The sequence below is a fragment of the Streptomyces sp. NPDC050287 genome, from assembly GCF_044459385.1.
GTDB lineage: Bacteria > Actinomycetota > Actinomycetes > Streptomycetales > Streptomycetaceae > Streptomyces.
In genome coordinates this window covers 256,943-271,535 of sequence record NZ_JBITIY010000004.1, presented here as the reverse complement: position 1 = coordinate 271,535, position 14,593 = coordinate 256,943, and the positions used below count along the sequence as shown (strand labels likewise).

Here is a 14,593-nt window from a genome sequence, read left to right as displayed (position 1 = left end):
CAAGGGAGCCCCTCGTGTCCGAAGCCTTCATCGTCGGAGCCGTCCGCACCCCCGTCGGCCGCCGCAAGGGCACGCTCAGCGGCGTGCACCCCGCCGACCTCGGCGCCCATGTGCTGCGCGCCCTGCTGGAGCGCACCGGGGCCGACCCGGGGGCCGTCGACGACGTGTACTTCGGGTGCGTCAGCCAGCTCGGCGCACAGACCGGCAACATCGCACGCACCGCCTGGCTGTCCGCCGGGCTGCCGCAGCACGTCCCCGGCACCACCATCGACCGCCAGTGCGGTTCCTCCCAGCAGGCCGTGCACTTCGCCGCGCAGGCGGTCGGATCCGGCGCCGCCGATCTGGTGGTCGCCGGTGGAGTGGAAGTGATGAGCCTGGTGCCCATCGCCAGCCCGATGTATGTCGGCGAGCAGGCCGGCATGGGCAGCCCGTACGCGGGGGACGGCTGGCGCGAGCGCTTCGGGGACCAGGAGGTCTCACAGTTCCGCGGGGCGGAGCTGATCGCCGAGAAGTGGGGCGTCTCCCGTACCGACATGGAACGGTTCGCTCTCACCAGCCACCAGCGGGCGCTCGCCGCCCAGGCCGACGGTGCGTTCGACGACGAGATCACCCCCGCCTTCGGACTCACCGCCGACGAGGGCCCGCGCGCCGACACCAGCCTGGAGAAGATGGCCGGACTGAAGACGCTCACCGAGGACGGCCGGCTCACCGCGGCCGTCTCCAGCCAGATCTCCGACGGCGCCGCCGCCCTGCTGATCGCTTCCGAGGAGGCGGTACGCCGGCACGGCCTGACCCCGCTCGCCCGCGTGCACACCATGGCCGTGGTCGGCTCCGACCCGATCCAGATGCTGACCGGCCCGATCCCCGCCACCGAGAAGGTCCTGAAGAAGGCCGGGCTGTCGATCGGGGAGATCGACCTGGTCGAGATCAACGAGGCCTTCGCCTCCGTCGTCCTCGCCTGGCAGAAGGAGATCGGTGCCGACGGGGAACGGATCAACGCCTTCGGCGGCGCCATCGCGCTGGGCCATCCGCTCGGCGCCACCGGCGCCCGGCTGATGACCACGCTCGTCCACCAACTGCGCAGGACCGGCGGACGTTATGGTCTGCAGACGATGTGCGAGGGCGGCGGCATGGCCAATGCGACCGTCCTCGAGCGCCTTTGACCGGAAGTCGATTGGCAACTGAGTTCAGCTTGGGGCTACTCTCGGGTACGCACGAGGTGGGCGGCAGCCAGGAGACAGGTCACTGATGGCGACAAAGATCGTTGAACCGGAAGCGGGGCCGAGGTCCAAGCGCGCCGCCATTCTGGCGGCCGCCGTCGACTGCTTCGGCGAGACGGGGTTCGAGGCCACCAAGTGGTCCACCGTGGCGGAGCGGGTGGGCATCGGGCAGACCGCGCTGTACCACTACTTCGAGTCCAAGACCCACTGCCTGCTCACCATCATGCGGTTGGAGCTGCAGCGCTCCCACGACAAGTTCACGGAGGCGACCTCGGACGTCGCCGAGCCGGTGGAAGCGCTGCGTGCGGCCGTGCGCGCGGCGTACGACGTGTCCGACCAGGAGGTCCTGCAGATGCGCATCCTGCAGAACCACATGGACCTGCTCTCCGGCCCGCGCAAGTCCAAGCGGGAGGAGGCCGAGCGCGTCGCGGCCCGCCAGCTGGTCCAGCTCGTCGAGCGGGACTGGACGAACCTGCTGGTCAGGGGCATGTCCCAGGGCGCGTTCCCGCTGCGCGACGCGCAGTTGCTGGGCGCGGGTGTGCTCGGCCTGATCGTCAGCGTCTGGCGGTGGTACCGGCCGTCCGGGCCGACGCCGCTGTCGGAGGTCTCCGAACTCATCGAGGGCGCCTGCGTCCGGATGGTCGCCACGTGACGCCCTGAGCGGCGCCGGCTTTCCGCGGCCGCGGTCGGCTTTTCTGCCCCCTGGTGGACATGACGGATGCCAGGGGGCATTGTCGTGCCCGCTTCGCCCCGCTTCCGGCGCACGCGGCGCCACGGAAGAAGCGCCGGCGGAAGCTTCGTGACGCACTCTTGCCAGCCCTGTTTCCGCGGGATTACCATCCAAACTGAATTGAATTTGGCTCAGGTTGATCTGGAGAGGCTCCTATGGCGTTGCGCGCATACATGGCCAGCATGGACAGCCGGCATCCGGAGCGGACGCTGGACCTGCTCGAACCGGACTTCCGCTTCCTCATCGCCCTGCCCGGCAAGGAGGTCATCGGAAATTCCAAGGAGGACTTCGCCGCGTACATCGCCGGCCGTAACCCCGTGGACCGGGCGCACGAGATCCTGCGCCACAGCCGGGACGGCGACGTCGAGACGGTCTACGGAGTGGTGACGGAGGGCGGCCAGTACAGGGGCTCCTTCCTGTCGGCAGCGGTCGTATCGCCCGGCGGGCTCCTGGCGCGTTACCAGTCCGTCTTCACCACTTCCTTCGAACTCGTCGACTGGGCCGGGCGGGCCACGGACGAGAGGAGCCGGGCATGACCGACACCTCGACGACCGCGGCCCCCTTCCTCACCGCGTGGTTCGAGATCCTCGACGGGGACGAGCCGTCCCGGATCCTCGACCTGATCAGCGACGACTTCACGCTGTCCATCCTGTTCTCCACGGGCGACGGCAACGCCACCGACTTCGCCGGCGACCGCGCGGCTCTCGTCGGCTACCTCGAACAGCGCGAGAGGGGCACCCGCACGCACCACCGGCTGTCGGCGACCACGCTCGGCCAGGACGAACTCTTCCTGGGGGAGGTGCGACGCGCGGGTGTCCCCGAGGCGAGCTTCGTCGCCGCGGGGCGGGTGAACGACGAGGGCCGGTTGCAGCGCCTGCTGATCGGCCGTTCCTCCGAGATCCGTTTCACGTGATCAGCCACGTACGCCCGTCCCGCCGCGCCCGTTCAACGGACCATGCAGGCATTTACGGAGGACCGTCATGTACAACCTTGTCCTGCTGGCAGCTCGGCCTCCGGAGTGGACGCACGAGCAGTTCATCGAGTGGTGGCGCGGCGACCACGCGGAACTGACCTACCGCCTGCCCGGACTGCGTGCCTGGCGGCACACCGAGATCGACGCCGCCCTGGAGCCGCGCTCCGAGGGCTGGGACGGGATCTCCGTGCTCGGCTTCGACTCCCCTGAGGACCTGCGGAAGGCCCTCGCGAGCCCCGAGTGGGCCGAGGCCGTCGCCCAGGTCGGCGACATGAAGGGCCGCCGCATCGCGGTCATGGGGCACGAGGCGGAGATGTTCGTCGGCTGACAGGAACGCGACGGCCCGGCCGGCGATGCCGGTCGTCGAACCGGCGCCCCTGCCGGACGATCCCGGCTCACCGGCACGGCACCCACCCCAGCGTTCAGTAGACGGAGTTCGGCACAGCGCAGCGAGGGACAAGATGCGACAGGTAGTGCGGGAGTTCCAACAGAAGGCGGACGAGGCGGACTTCGTCGCCGTCATCGACGATGCGGGCAGCCACACGGCACGGCAACTGCTCGACGAGGCCACACGGCTGGCCGGAACGCTGTCCGCCGCGAAGGCCGACGGAGCGGGCGGCACCGTCATGGTCCAGGCCGACAACTCATGGCGTACGGTCGCCGCCACCCTTGCCGTGGGGATGAGCGGCCGGGACGGCGGCGTCATCGCGGTGGTCAACCGGCACACCACACATGCCGAGTTCACCGCGGCCTGGGAGGACATCCGCCCGGACGCCGTGGTCGCCGAGCCTTCCGCGATGGACGAATGGGCGGTGGCCGAACGGCTGCCGGGGCCGCCGCGGACGGTGCTCGACGGCTGGACCTGCCTGTCCACGCCCCGCAAGCGCGAGGTGTCACGCTGGTCGGGCGGCGCGCTGATCGGCCTCACCTCCGGGTCGACCGGGCGACCCAAGGGCGTCGTGCAGTCCGAGTCGGCCCTGCGCTATGCCGCCCGGAGCACCATCGCCATCAACGGCCTGGCGCCCGGCGACGCCGTCGCCGCGATCGTGCCGCTGTCGTCGACGGCGGCCTACTGTTTCGGTGTCTATCTCTCCCTGATGCTGCGCGGGCCGCTCGTCATGACGGGGAAGTGGGACCGGGCCCTCGCCCTGCGGCGGATGGCCGACGCCGGCGTCCGCTGGACCATGTGCGTACCGACCATGGCGCTGCAGATGGGCGCCGAGGCGGCCGGCTCCGGCATCCTTCGCGGCGTCCGGTCGATCACCGTGGGCGGTGGCCCCATGGACCGCGGAGCGCTGGCCCGGGCGGAGCAGTCCCTGGGCACGAGGATCCTCCGCGTCTTCGGCATGTCCGAGTGCCTCGGCCACACCTCACCCAGCCCCGACGACCCCGAGGAGATCCGGCTCGGCAGGGACGGCCGCCCCTTCCCGGGTACGGACGTACGCGCGCTCACCCCCGACGGGCAGCCGGCCGGGCCAGGCGTGACCGGCCGGGCGCAGGTACGCGGCCCCTCCCTCTTCCTCGGCTACGCCCGCGACGGCGAGCTGGCTCCCGCGGCGTTGACTCAGGACGGCTACCTGCCCACCGGCGATCTGCTGATGACCCACGAGGACGGCACCATCAGCATCATGGGCCGCGAGAAGGACGTCATCATCCGTGGCGGCCGCAACATCGACATCACCGAGATCGAGCGCGCGGTCGCCAGTTACCCGCGCGTGGCCAGGGCTTGTGTCGCGGCGGTTCCCGACGAGGTGCTCGGTGAACGCGTGGCCCTGCTCGTCGTCACCGAGGACGGCGGCGGGATCGACCTGGCCGAGGTGACCGGACACCTGGAGAGTGTCGGCCTGTCCAAGACCAAATGGCCCGAATTCGTGTACGGCATCAAGGAACTGCCCCAGACCAAGGTCGGCAAGCTCGACCGGAGCGGGGCCCGGGACCTGGCCGTCAGGATGACGGCCCGCACGCCCGGCGACCAGGCCTGAGGCGACAATGGACGAAACGGTGCCGTCGCGCGTGCCCACCGGCATGATCCCGCGGCGGCACACCCACAAGGAGGATCATGACAACGCGGTTCGACCAGGGCCCGTGGGCCGCATCCGGAGTCCAGACCGTCCAGCCCGGGGTGCACCGCGTTCCGCTGCCGCTTCCGAACGACGGCCTGCACGCCGTCAACGTCTACCTTCTGGAGGACCTCGCCGACGACGGCGGCCTCGTCATGATCGACGGCGGCTGGGCGATCCCCGAGGCGCGCAAGACGCTCGAGGAGGCCCTGGCCGCCATCGACCGCGACCTCGGCGACATCAGCCACATCCTGGTCACCCACATCCACCGCGACCACTACACGCACGCGGTGGAACTGCGCCGGCTGCTGGGCTCGCGCGTCTACCTCGGCGCGGGGGAACGCCCGGGTCTGGAGATGCTCGACCGGCTGCGCAGCGACGAACCCGTGAGTTCACTTCAGACCCTGAGCAGGGCGGGCGCCGGCGAACTGGCCGACCAGATCCGGAGGATGAACCACGGCGGCTTCGACCCGAGCGTGTGGGAGGCCCCCGACCGCTGGCTCGCCGCCGAGACCCTCCGCTTCGGCGACCGCGAGCTGTGCGTCGTGCCGACTCCGGGACACACCCGGGGACATGTGGTCTTCCTGGACGAGCAGCGGGGACTGCTGTTCTCCGGGGACCATGTGCTGCCCCACATCACCCCGTCCATCGGCTTCGAGCTGACCGAGCCGGGCGGCCGGCCGCTCGCCGACTATCTGGACTCGCTGCGCCTGATGAACCGTTACGCCGACGCGCGCCTGCTGCCCGCGCACGGGCCGGTCTCCGACAGCACCCACACCCGGGTCGCCGAGCTGCTCGCCCACCACGACGACCGGCTGGCCAAGAGCCTCACCGCGCTGGGCGAGGACACGCTCGACGCCCACGCGGTGGCGCGCAAGCTCGGATGGACGCGCCGGGCGGTGCCGTTCGGCGAGCTGAACGCCTTCAACCAGATGCTCGCGGTCAACGAGACGGCGGCCCACCTGGACGTCCTCGTGCTCCAGGGGCGGGCGACCGTGGCATCCGTGGGCGGCGTGGACCAGTACACGCGCGTGCGATGACTTCACCGGCACGGGCCGGGCACGGGGCGCCGGCCGTCAGCGTGCCGTCCAGCCCCCGTCCACGTACAGCTCGGAGCCGGTGACGAAGGTCGCGTCCGGCGAAGCGAGGAACGCCACCGCTCCCGCGACCTCGTCGGGCCGGCCCAGCCGCCCCAAGGGGGTGCCCTCGACCATCGCGGTGTGCCGGGGCGTGCCCTGCCACAGTTCGCGGGAGCGGGCCGTCTCGATGAAGCCGGGGTGGATCGAGTTGACGCGCACGCCGCGGGTGGCCCAGTGCAGCGCGGCGTTCTTCGTCATCAGCCGGACCGCGCCCTTGGCGGCGTGGTACGAGAACTGGCTGCCGAAGCCGCCGACCGTACCGAAGATCGAGGCGACGTTGATGATGGAGCCGCCGCCGGCGCGCTCGATCGCCGGCCCGCCGTACTTCATGCCGAGCCAGACACCGGTCTGGGTGACCGCGATGACCTTGTCCCAGGACTCCCGGGTCTCCGTCTCCACCGTCCGCGTCTCGGCGATGCCCGCGTTGTTGACGAGCACGGACAGCCCGCCCAGTTGGTCGACGACCCGCTCGACCGCGCGGCGCCACGTCTCCTCGTCGCTGACGTCCAGGGCCAGGCCCAGCGCGCGCGCCCCGCCGTCCCTCAGCTCCTTCGCCAGTGCCTCACAGCGGCCGGCGTCCACGTCGGTCACCGCCACCGCGGCACCCTCGGCGGCCAGCCGGCGTACGACGGCGTCTCCTATCCCACCGGTCGCGCCGGTCACCAGGGCGATCTCTCCGGACAGCCGGTCTCGCACGGGTCCTCCTCAGATTCGTCGTCTGCGTCGGTGTCAGTGGTCCAGTGGCCTTTACGGCAGTAGCTCCAAGCCCGAGCGCAGCAGCGCCGGGACCGCGGAGCCGACCAGCTCGAAGCCGGTGCCGACGGTCTGACCGGCGCGATAGCGGGCGTGGATGCCCTCGGCGATGACCGCGAGCTTGAAGCAGCCCAGCGCCTGGTAGAAGGCCAGATCCCCGATGTCCCGGCCGGATCCTGTGGCGTACCGCTCGGCCAGCTCGCGCCCCGTGGGGAAGCCGGAGTTGGCCGTGGGCACGTGGCGCGCCCCGAGCACCGGCTCGCACACCGGGTCCCAGTACATGAGCAGCATCCCGAGATCGGCGAGAGGATCGCCGAGCGTGGCCATCTCCCAGTCGACGATCGCGGCGATCCGCCCGAAGCCGCCGGGCGCCAGGATCGTGTTGTCCAGGCGGTAGTCACCGTGCACGATCGTCGGCGCGCCGCTCACGGGCAGGGCGCGGCCGAGCCGGCGGTGCAGCGCGTCGAGGTCGGGCAGTGCACGGGTGGCGACCTTGTCCCACTGGCTGCGCCACCGCCGCACCTGGCGCTCCAGATAACCGTCGGGACGGCCGAAGTCGCCGAGCCCGACCGCGGCGACATCGACCGAGTGCAGTGCCACCAGGGCGTCCACCAGCGCGTCGGCACTGCGCCGGGCGTCGGCTGGAGGAAGCGTTGCGACCTCGTCACCGTCGCGCAGCACGGCGCCCTCCACGAAGTCGACGACGCAGAACGGCGCGCCGATCACCGCCGGGTCCGTGCACGACAGCACGGCTCGGGCCACCGGCACGTCGGTTCCGCCGAGTGCGGCGACGACGCGGTACTCGCGGTCCATGTCGTGCGCGGTCGGCGTGAGCACGCCCAGCGGCGGCCGGCGCAGCACCCACCGGTGTGTCCCGTCGGTCACCTCGTAGGTGAGATTGGAGCGCCCGCCGTGCAGCAGCTCGACCCTCAACGGGCCCGCGCACCGAGGCACATGGCGTTCGAAGTAGCGCTGCAGGGCGGGGCCGTCGATGCCGACCACGGCTGTGTCCGGGGTGGTGGCCGCGGTCTGTGACGTGGTCGCCGTCGTCCGCGGTACCGCCACCGTGGGCTCGGACGCGGGCTCCGACGCATGCTCTGCCGTGGGCCCCGATGCGTGCTCCGTCGTGGTCATCGCGCGGCCCTCCGCTCCCGCGCCGCCCGCACCGCGCGCTTGGCGATGGCCCAGCGATGGGTCTCGGACGGGCCGTCGTAGATCCGGAACGGACGCACCTCCCGGTACAGCCGCGACAGCGGGGTGTCTGAGGAGATGCCGAGCGCGCCGCACACCTGCACGGACCGGTCGACCACGCGGTTCACCGCCTCGGAGACGTACGTCTTCGCGATGGAGGTGTGCTGGGCGGCCGAACGGCCCTGGTCCAGTTCCCAGCAGGCCCGCAGCAGCACCGCGCGACCGGTCTCGATGTCGATCTCGGAATCGGCCAGCATCTGCTGCACCATGCCCAGTTCGGCCAGCGGCTTACCGAAGGCCGAGCGATCCACCGCCCGTTCCAGGGCGATGTCCTGTGCCCGGCGCGCCACCCCGAGCCAGCGCATGCAATGCGTCATACGGGCGGGCCCGAGACGCACCTGGGCATGCGCGAAGCCCTGGTCCACCTCGCCCAGCACGGCACCGTCGCCGACCTCACAGTTGTCGAAGACGACCTCGCTGTGCCCGCCGAACAGCCCCTGATCCAGGGTGTCGATGTTCCGGACGACCTTCATGCCCGGGTTGTCGGCGTCGACGAGGAACATCGTCGCGCCCCCCGCCTCGCCGGGGACGCCGCTCGTGCGGGCCATGCAGATGGCGAAGCCGGCCCCGTCGGCTCCGCTGATGAACCACTTGCGGCCGTCGAGCCGCCAGCCGCGTCCGGTTCTCGTCGCCGTGGTGGCCAGCGCCCGGGGGTCGGATCCCGCGCCCGGCGCCGGCTCGGTCATCGCGAAGCAGGAGCGCACCTCGCCGGCCGCCAGCGGCCGGAGATACCGCTCCTTCTGCTCCTCGTCGGCGACCACTTCGAGCAGGTGCATATTGCCCTCGTCCGGTGCCGCGCAGTTGAGCGCGAGGGGGCCCAGCAACGAGTATCCGGCCGCCTCGAACACCACGGCCTGGCCGCAGAGATCCAGCCCGAGCCCGCCCCACTGTTCCCCCACATGCGGAGCGAACACCCCTGCGGCCCGGGCCGCTTCCTGCAGCCGGCGCCGCAGTGGCTCCGGCCCGTCATGGACGTTCCCGTCGCATGCCTGTTCCTCCGGCAGTACCACGTCCCGCACGAACCCGGTGGTGCGCCGTGCGATGTCGGCGACCCTCTCGTCGGTCTCGAACCCGATCGACACGTTGACCCCTTGACCTTGGCTATCAGTCATTAGCCATGAGAGAGGTAGGTGGGCGCGTGTGTCAAGGGTTTGCGCGAGCCCATGGCGGAAGAGCGGTTGGAGTTAGGCTAATCATTGATAGCTTCATGGGATGTCATGCCGGATGAGGCCGCCCGGGCGTTGTGCATACGCCGCCGAGGGTCGCCCGCGCCCGAAGAGCTCGGCATGCGCCAAGGTCTCGCCACGCGCCAGAGGCCCGGCACCTCCCCGGGAGTTCGGCACGCGCCAAGGGCTCGGCCCCCGGCGGGAGTTCGGCCGTTCGGCGTGCCTTGGATAATCTGCACGGGTGACCACCGACCTGACCCTGCTGCCGCGCGTCGCCTGTCGCGGACAGGAAGTCACCGCGCCCCGGCTCCGCGGCCTCCTGGCCCTGCTCGCGGGCGACCTCCGCACGGGCTGCAGCACCGAGCGGCTTGTGGCGGGGCTGTGGCCGGACGAGTTGCCGGAGCGGCCGGGGAAGGCGTTGCAGGTTCTCGTGTCCAGGGCGCGGGCGCAGTTGGGCGCCGACGTCATCGCCAGTACGCCGACCGGATACCGGCTCGCCCTCGCCGAGGACCAGGTCGACAGTTCCGCCCTGCTGCTGCGTGCCGCCGCGAGCGCGGACCGGGCCAGAGCCGGGGACCACGCGGGATCGCTGGCCGCGGCCGAGGCCGGGCTCGGGCTGTGGGAGGGCACCCCTGACGGGGCCGGCGGGCCCGGCGAAAGCACAGACCCCGTGGCCGCGTTGCGCGCCGAGCGCGTCCCCGTGCACGGCGCGCTCGTACGGGCCCGGGCGCTCGCGCTCGCCCGCCTTGGACGGCACGCGGAGGCGGCCGGGCCGCTGGCCGTGCTCGCCGCTGAGCATCCGCGCGACGAGGAAGTGCTCGCCGAACTGCTGCGCGGCGAAGCCGCGACGGCGGGACCGTCCGCCGCGCTCGCGCGGTACGAGGCGTACCGCCGTGAGCTGCGCGACGAGCTCGGCACGGATCCGGGCGCCCGGCTCAAGGCCGTACACCAGGAACTGCTGAGCGGCGAGGCGCCCGCGGTCAGGCACGGCGTGCCGCACGAGCCGAACCCGCTCCTCGGCCGGGACGAGGACATCGCGGCGGTGGAACGGCTGCTCGGCGTCTCCCGCGCCGTCACCGTCGTCGGCCCCGGCGGCCTCGGCAAGACCCGGCTCGCGCACGCCGTCAGCCGCCGGTCCGAGCAGCGCGTGGTGTATTTCGTGCCGCTCGCCGGCGTCACCGCGGACGAGGACGTGGCCGCGGAGGTGGCTTCGGCGCTCGGCGCGGGCGAGGGACGGCACGGCGCCGTGGGCGGCCTCGCCTCGGCCGACCCGGTGTCCGGCGTCCTCGGCGTGCTCGGCTCCGGGCCCGGTCTGCTGGTCCTCGACAACTGCGAGCAGGTCGTCAAGGGCGCCGCCGACCTCGTACAGGCCCTGGTCTCGTCCTCGAAGGACCTGCGGGTGCTCGTCACCAGCCGGGCCCCGCTGGGCCTCACGTCGGAGGCGGTGTACGCGCTGCCGGAGCTCCGTCTGGACACCTCGGTCGAGCTGTTCACGCAGCGGGCCCGGGCCGCCCGGCCCGGCGTGGAGCTGCCGCCGGACGAGGTGGCCGAGCTGTGCCGCCACCTCGACGGGCTGCCGCTCGCCGTGGAGCTGGCCGCGGCGCGGGTGCGCGCGCTGTCGGTGCCGGAGATCGCCCGCCGCCTCGGAGACCGGTTCGCGCTGCTGCGCGGCGGGGCGCGGGACGCACCGGAACGCCACCGCACGCTGCACGCGGTCGTGGAGTGGAGCTGGAACCTGCTCACGGAGGACGCCAGGGCGGCGCTGCGCACGCTGTCCGTCTTCCCCGGCGGCTTCTCCGGCGAGGCGGCGGAGCAGGTCCTCGGCGAGGACGCGCTGCTTGCGCTGGAGCAGCTGGCCGATCAGTCGCTGCTCACCGTCGCCGACACCCCGGCCGGGGTGCGGTTCCGGATGCTGGAGACGGTACGGGAGTTCAGCGCGGACCGGCGTACGGAGGCGGGCGAGGACGAGGAGGCCGTCGGCCGGTTCCTCGCCTGGGCGCGGGACTTCGGGGTCGCGCACCACGACTGGCTCCTCGGCTCGCAGCCGGGGACCGCCTGGGGGCGGATCAGGGCCGAGCAGGACAACCTCGTGCTGGCCCTGCGGCACGCCCTGGCCCGCGCGGACGGCCCCACCACGGCAGCCCTCACCGCCGTGCTGGCCGCCCTGTGGTCCACCGGCTCCAGCTACCCCCGCCTGACCGCACTCGCCGCGGACACCGGCCCGTCGCTGTCGCACTACTACCCCGACCCCGAGTACGTCGAAGTCGCCCGCGCCGCCGCGGTGTTCTGCACGGCGAGCCTGTTCATGGGCTACGGCCCGCGCGCCGTACGCCATCTCGTCACCCTGCGCCGGCTGCCCCAGGCCCCGCCGGACACGCTGCTGCGCGCCATCGCGACCGTGCTGAGCGCGGTCCCTGAGATGCTGCCTCCCGACTACGACGTGCTGCGGGGGCTCTGCGACAGCGAGCAGCCGCTGCTCGCGGGCATCGCCGAGTGCGTCGCCACCTACGTCTGGGAGTACGAGCACGACATCGACCGCGCGCTCGCCTCGGCTCGCCGGATCATCGCCGTGCTGACGCCGGCCGACAACCCGTTCCTGCAGCTCATGGGCCACGCCCGGCTGAGCGATCTGTACATGCAGACGGAGCGGGGCGACGCCGCGTACGGTCACCTCAAGGCCGCGCTGGAGGCGCTGCCGCGGCTCGGCGACGAGCACGACGCCATCGGCGTCCGCTGGGGCCTCGTTCTCGCCTGTCTGCACCGCGGCGACCCCGACGAGGCCGAGTACTGGCTGCGGCAGGCGGAGGGTGACAACACCCCGCAGAAGGACGACTTCTACAGCCCCGACTTCGGCGGGCGCGCCGAGATCGCGCTCGCCCGCGGGCTGACCGAGGTCGGGCTCGGTCTGTGGCGCAACGCCGTGGAGCGGATGCCCGCGGCCGGTTCGCAGGGCGGCGACCCCTTCTTCGACCGGTGGTCGCTGCAGGTCCAGTCGGCGGCGGTGACGGCGCACGCGCACGCCGGCCGTGTCGAACTCGTCGCGGGGCCGGTCGCCCGGCTGCGGCAGGCGCTGCGGACGCTGCTCTCCGCTCCGTCCGGCTCGCCCATGGAGCTCCCCGTGTTCGGGACGGTGCTGCACGCACTCGGCATGGCGGGGCTCGCTTCCGGCGACGCCTCCGCCGTACGGATGATCGCGCTGGCCGAACGACTGCGGGTGCTGCGCGAGTTCCAGCCGACGATGTCGGCGGACCGCGCCCGGAAGGCGGTCGGGGCCGCCGGGAAGGCCGCCAGGGCGGCGTACTCCGACGCGGTGTCGGAGTACGCCGCCCTGGGGCGGGACGAGTTGCGGGAGGCAGCCCGCGCCGTCATGGCGGTTACTTCGGGTCTCGGTTGAACAGCGACGTCGACCAGCGGTAGCCGAGCACGGTCAGGCCGACGCACCAGAGGACCGCGATCCACCAGTTGTCGCCGATCTCGGTGCCGAGCAGCAGGCCGCGCAGGGTCTCGATGGCCGGCGTGAACGGCTGGTACTCGGCGATCGGCTGGAACCAGCCCGGGATCGCGTCGATGGGGACGAAGGCGCTCGAGATGAGCGGGAGGAGGATCAGCGGCGTGGCCATGTTGCTGGCCGCCTCGGGGTTCGGGCTGGCCATGCCCATCCCGACCGCGATCCAGGTGAGCGCCAGGGTGAACAGCGCGATCAGTCCGAACGCCGCCAGCCACTCCAGGGCCGTGGCGTCCGTGGACCTGAAGCCGATGGCCACGGCGACGGCACCGACGAGAACCAGGCTGGCGAGAACTTGCAGCACGCTGCCGACGACGTGCCCGACGAGCACGGACCCGCGGTAGACCGCCATCGTACGGAAGCGGGCGATGAGGCCCTCGGTCATGTCCATGGAGACGGAGACCGCGGCCCCGATCACGGTGCTGCCGATGGTCATCATCAGCAGGCCCGGTACGAGATAGGCGATGTAGGCGGAGCGGTCGGCGCCGCCGCCGCCGATGCCCGCGCTCATCACGCCTCCGAAGACGTAGACGAAGAGCAGCAGCAGCATGATCGGTGTGAGCAGCAGGTTCAGGGTCATGGACGGGTAGCGCCGTACGTGCAGCAGGTTGCGGCGCAGCATCGTGGACGAGTCGCGTACGGCGAGGGAGAACCGGGTCGGGCGGGCGGGAGCCAGGGGGGTGCTCATCGGACGGTCTCCTCGGTCTGGTCGGTCTGGTGGGGGACGTTGGTGCCGCCCGTCAGGGCGAAGAACACGTCGTCGAGGTCGGGGGTGTGCACGGTCAGCTCGTCCGCCTCGACGCCGGCCGAGTCCAGCCAGTCGAGGATGGCGCGCAGCTCGCGCTGGCTGCCGTCGCTGGGGATCTGCAGCGACAGCGCCTCGTCGTCCCCGGTGGCCTCGCGCAGGGCGACGGCGGCGGACCGGTACGCGGCCGGGTCGGTGAACCGCAGCCGCACATGCCCGCCCGGGACGATCCGCTTCAGCTCGTCGGCGCTTCCCTCGGCGGCGAGCCTGCCGTCGCTCAGCACCGCGATGCGGTCGGCGAGTTCGTCGGCCTCGTCCAGGTACTGGGTGGTGAGGAAGACGGTGACGCCGCCGGAGACCAGCTCCCGGATGATCCCCCACATGGTGTGCCGGCTGCGCGGATCGAGGCCGGTGGTCGGCTCGTCGAGGAAGATGATCCGCGGCTCGCCGACCAGCGTCATGGCGATGTCGAGGCGGCGCTTCATGCCGCCGGAGTACGTGGAGACGGGCTTCTTCGCGGCCTCCGCCAGGTCGAAGCGCTCAAGCAGTTCGGCGGCCCTGCGGCGGCCCTCACCGCGGGAGAGGTGGTGCAGGTCCGCCATGAGGAGCATGTTCTCCTCGCCGGTGATCAGCCCGTCCACGGCGGAGAACTGCCCGGTGACACCGATCGCGGCCCGCACCGCCTGCGGCGCGGTGGCCAGGTCGTGGCCGCCGACGTGCAACTCGCCGGCGTCGGCGGTGATGAGGGTGGAGAGGATCTTGACCGCGGTGGTCTTGCCGGCGCCGTTCGGGCCGAGCAGGGAGAAGACCGTGCCGGCCGGTACCGCCAGGTCGATGCCGTCGAGGACCGTCTTGTCCCCGTAGGCCTTGCGCAGCCCCTTGGCCGCGATGGCGAGTGAGCGGGATGTCGTTGTCGTCATGCCGCAGAGGTTGCGGCAGGGCGCATTCAGCGGGGTTTCACGACGGTTTCACGGTCCTGGAACTCCTGGAACTGAGGACTGCGCGGGGGTCGGCGGCCGCTGTCGGGACGGTTGCCCGCAGACTCGGGGAG

The 14,593-nt window shown here is 71.9% G+C and carries 13 protein-coding genes; 8 read left to right on the top strand and 5 right to left on the bottom strand.

Annotated features, from left to right (window positions below):
- Positions 1-14: 14 nt before the first annotated feature.
- From ACIBK3_RS16175 to ACIBK3_RS16145, 7 genes are all read left to right on the top strand, one after another.
- The gene (locus ACIBK3_RS16175) at positions 15-1,163 is read left to right on the top strand and encodes an acetyl-CoA C-acetyltransferase (protein WP_399365994.1); all 1,149 of its coding nucleotides are present in this window, start codon (positions 15-17) and stop codon (positions 1,161-1,163) included.
- 85 nt (positions 1,164-1,248) lie between these two features.
- Positions 1,249-1,872, top strand: a complete 624-nt coding sequence (locus ACIBK3_RS16170) for a TetR/AcrR family transcriptional regulator (RefSeq protein WP_399365992.1) — start codon at positions 1,249-1,251, stop codon at positions 1,870-1,872.
- A 233-nt stretch (positions 1,873-2,105) separates the two neighbouring features.
- Positions 2,106-2,486 (top strand): nuclear transport factor 2 family protein, encoded by a 381-nt coding sequence (locus tag ACIBK3_RS16165; RefSeq protein ID WP_399365990.1) that lies wholly within the window; start codon positions 2,106-2,108, stop codon positions 2,484-2,486.
- Positions 2,483-2,863 (top strand): hypothetical protein, encoded by a 381-nt coding sequence (locus ACIBK3_RS16160; RefSeq protein WP_399365988.1) that lies wholly within the window; start codon positions 2,483-2,485, stop codon positions 2,861-2,863. Before ACIBK3_RS16165 ends, ACIBK3_RS16160 begins: the two co-directional genes overlap by 4 nt.
- Before the next feature lie 67 nt (positions 2,864-2,930).
- Positions 2,931-3,251 (top strand): EthD family reductase, encoded by a 321-nt coding sequence (locus ACIBK3_RS16155; protein WP_399365987.1) that lies wholly within the window; start codon positions 2,931-2,933, stop codon positions 3,249-3,251.
- 133 nt (positions 3,252-3,384) lie between these two features.
- Positions 3,385-4,905, top strand: coding sequence for a class I adenylate-forming enzyme family protein (locus ACIBK3_RS16150; protein WP_399365985.1), 1,521 nt, complete (start codon positions 3,385-3,387; stop codon positions 4,903-4,905).
- Between the two features lie 77 nt (positions 4,906-4,982).
- Entirely contained in the window at positions 4,983-6,023 is a 1,041-nt protein-coding gene (locus tag ACIBK3_RS16145; RefSeq protein ID WP_399365983.1) for an MBL fold metallo-hydrolase, read from the top strand.
- A gap of 36 nt (positions 6,024-6,059) precedes the next feature.
- Here the strand turns inward: ACIBK3_RS16145 and ACIBK3_RS16140 are convergent, their stop codons facing one another.
- From ACIBK3_RS16140 to ACIBK3_RS16130, 3 genes are read right to left on the bottom strand one after another with little or no spacing between them, the layout of a single operon-like run.
- Positions 6,060-6,818 carry an SDR family NAD(P)-dependent oxidoreductase gene (locus tag ACIBK3_RS16140; protein WP_399365982.1) on the bottom strand — a complete coding sequence of 253 codons (759 nt, stop codon included), beginning with the start codon at positions 6,816-6,818 and terminating at the stop codon, positions 6,060-6,062.
- Between the two features lie 51 nt (positions 6,819-6,869).
- Positions 6,870-8,009 carry a phosphotransferase family protein gene (locus ACIBK3_RS16135; protein WP_399365980.1) on the bottom strand — a complete coding sequence of 380 codons (1,140 nt, stop codon included), beginning with the start codon at positions 8,007-8,009 and terminating at the stop codon, positions 6,870-6,872.
- On the bottom strand, positions 8,006-9,208 hold the full coding sequence (locus ACIBK3_RS16130; protein WP_399365978.1) for an acyl-CoA dehydrogenase family protein: 1,203 nt from the start codon (positions 9,206-9,208) through the stop codon (positions 8,006-8,008). Before ACIBK3_RS16130 ends, ACIBK3_RS16135 begins: the two co-directional genes overlap by 4 nt.
- 325 nt (positions 9,209-9,533) lie before the next feature.
- Here ACIBK3_RS16130 and ACIBK3_RS16125 point away from each other — a divergent pair, with 325 nt between their 5' ends.
- Entirely contained in the window at positions 9,534-12,686 is a 3,153-nt protein-coding gene (locus ACIBK3_RS16125) for an ATP-binding protein (RefSeq protein ID WP_399365976.1), read from the top strand.
- On the opposite strand, the gene ACIBK3_RS16120 is transcribed toward ACIBK3_RS16125, so the two are convergent.
- A complete protein-coding gene (locus ACIBK3_RS16120) occupies positions 12,667-13,485 on the bottom strand; it encodes an ABC transporter permease (protein WP_399365974.1) in 819 nt (272 codons plus the stop codon). The two genes, ACIBK3_RS16125 and ACIBK3_RS16120, sit on opposite strands and share 20 nt — an antisense overlap.
- A complete protein-coding gene (locus tag ACIBK3_RS16115) occupies positions 13,482-14,462 on the bottom strand; it encodes an ATP-binding cassette domain-containing protein (protein WP_399365972.1) in 981 nt (326 codons plus the stop codon). The genes ACIBK3_RS16120 and ACIBK3_RS16115 overlap by 4 nt, the downstream gene beginning before the upstream one ends.
- Between the last annotated feature and the right edge of the window lie 131 nt (positions 14,463-14,593).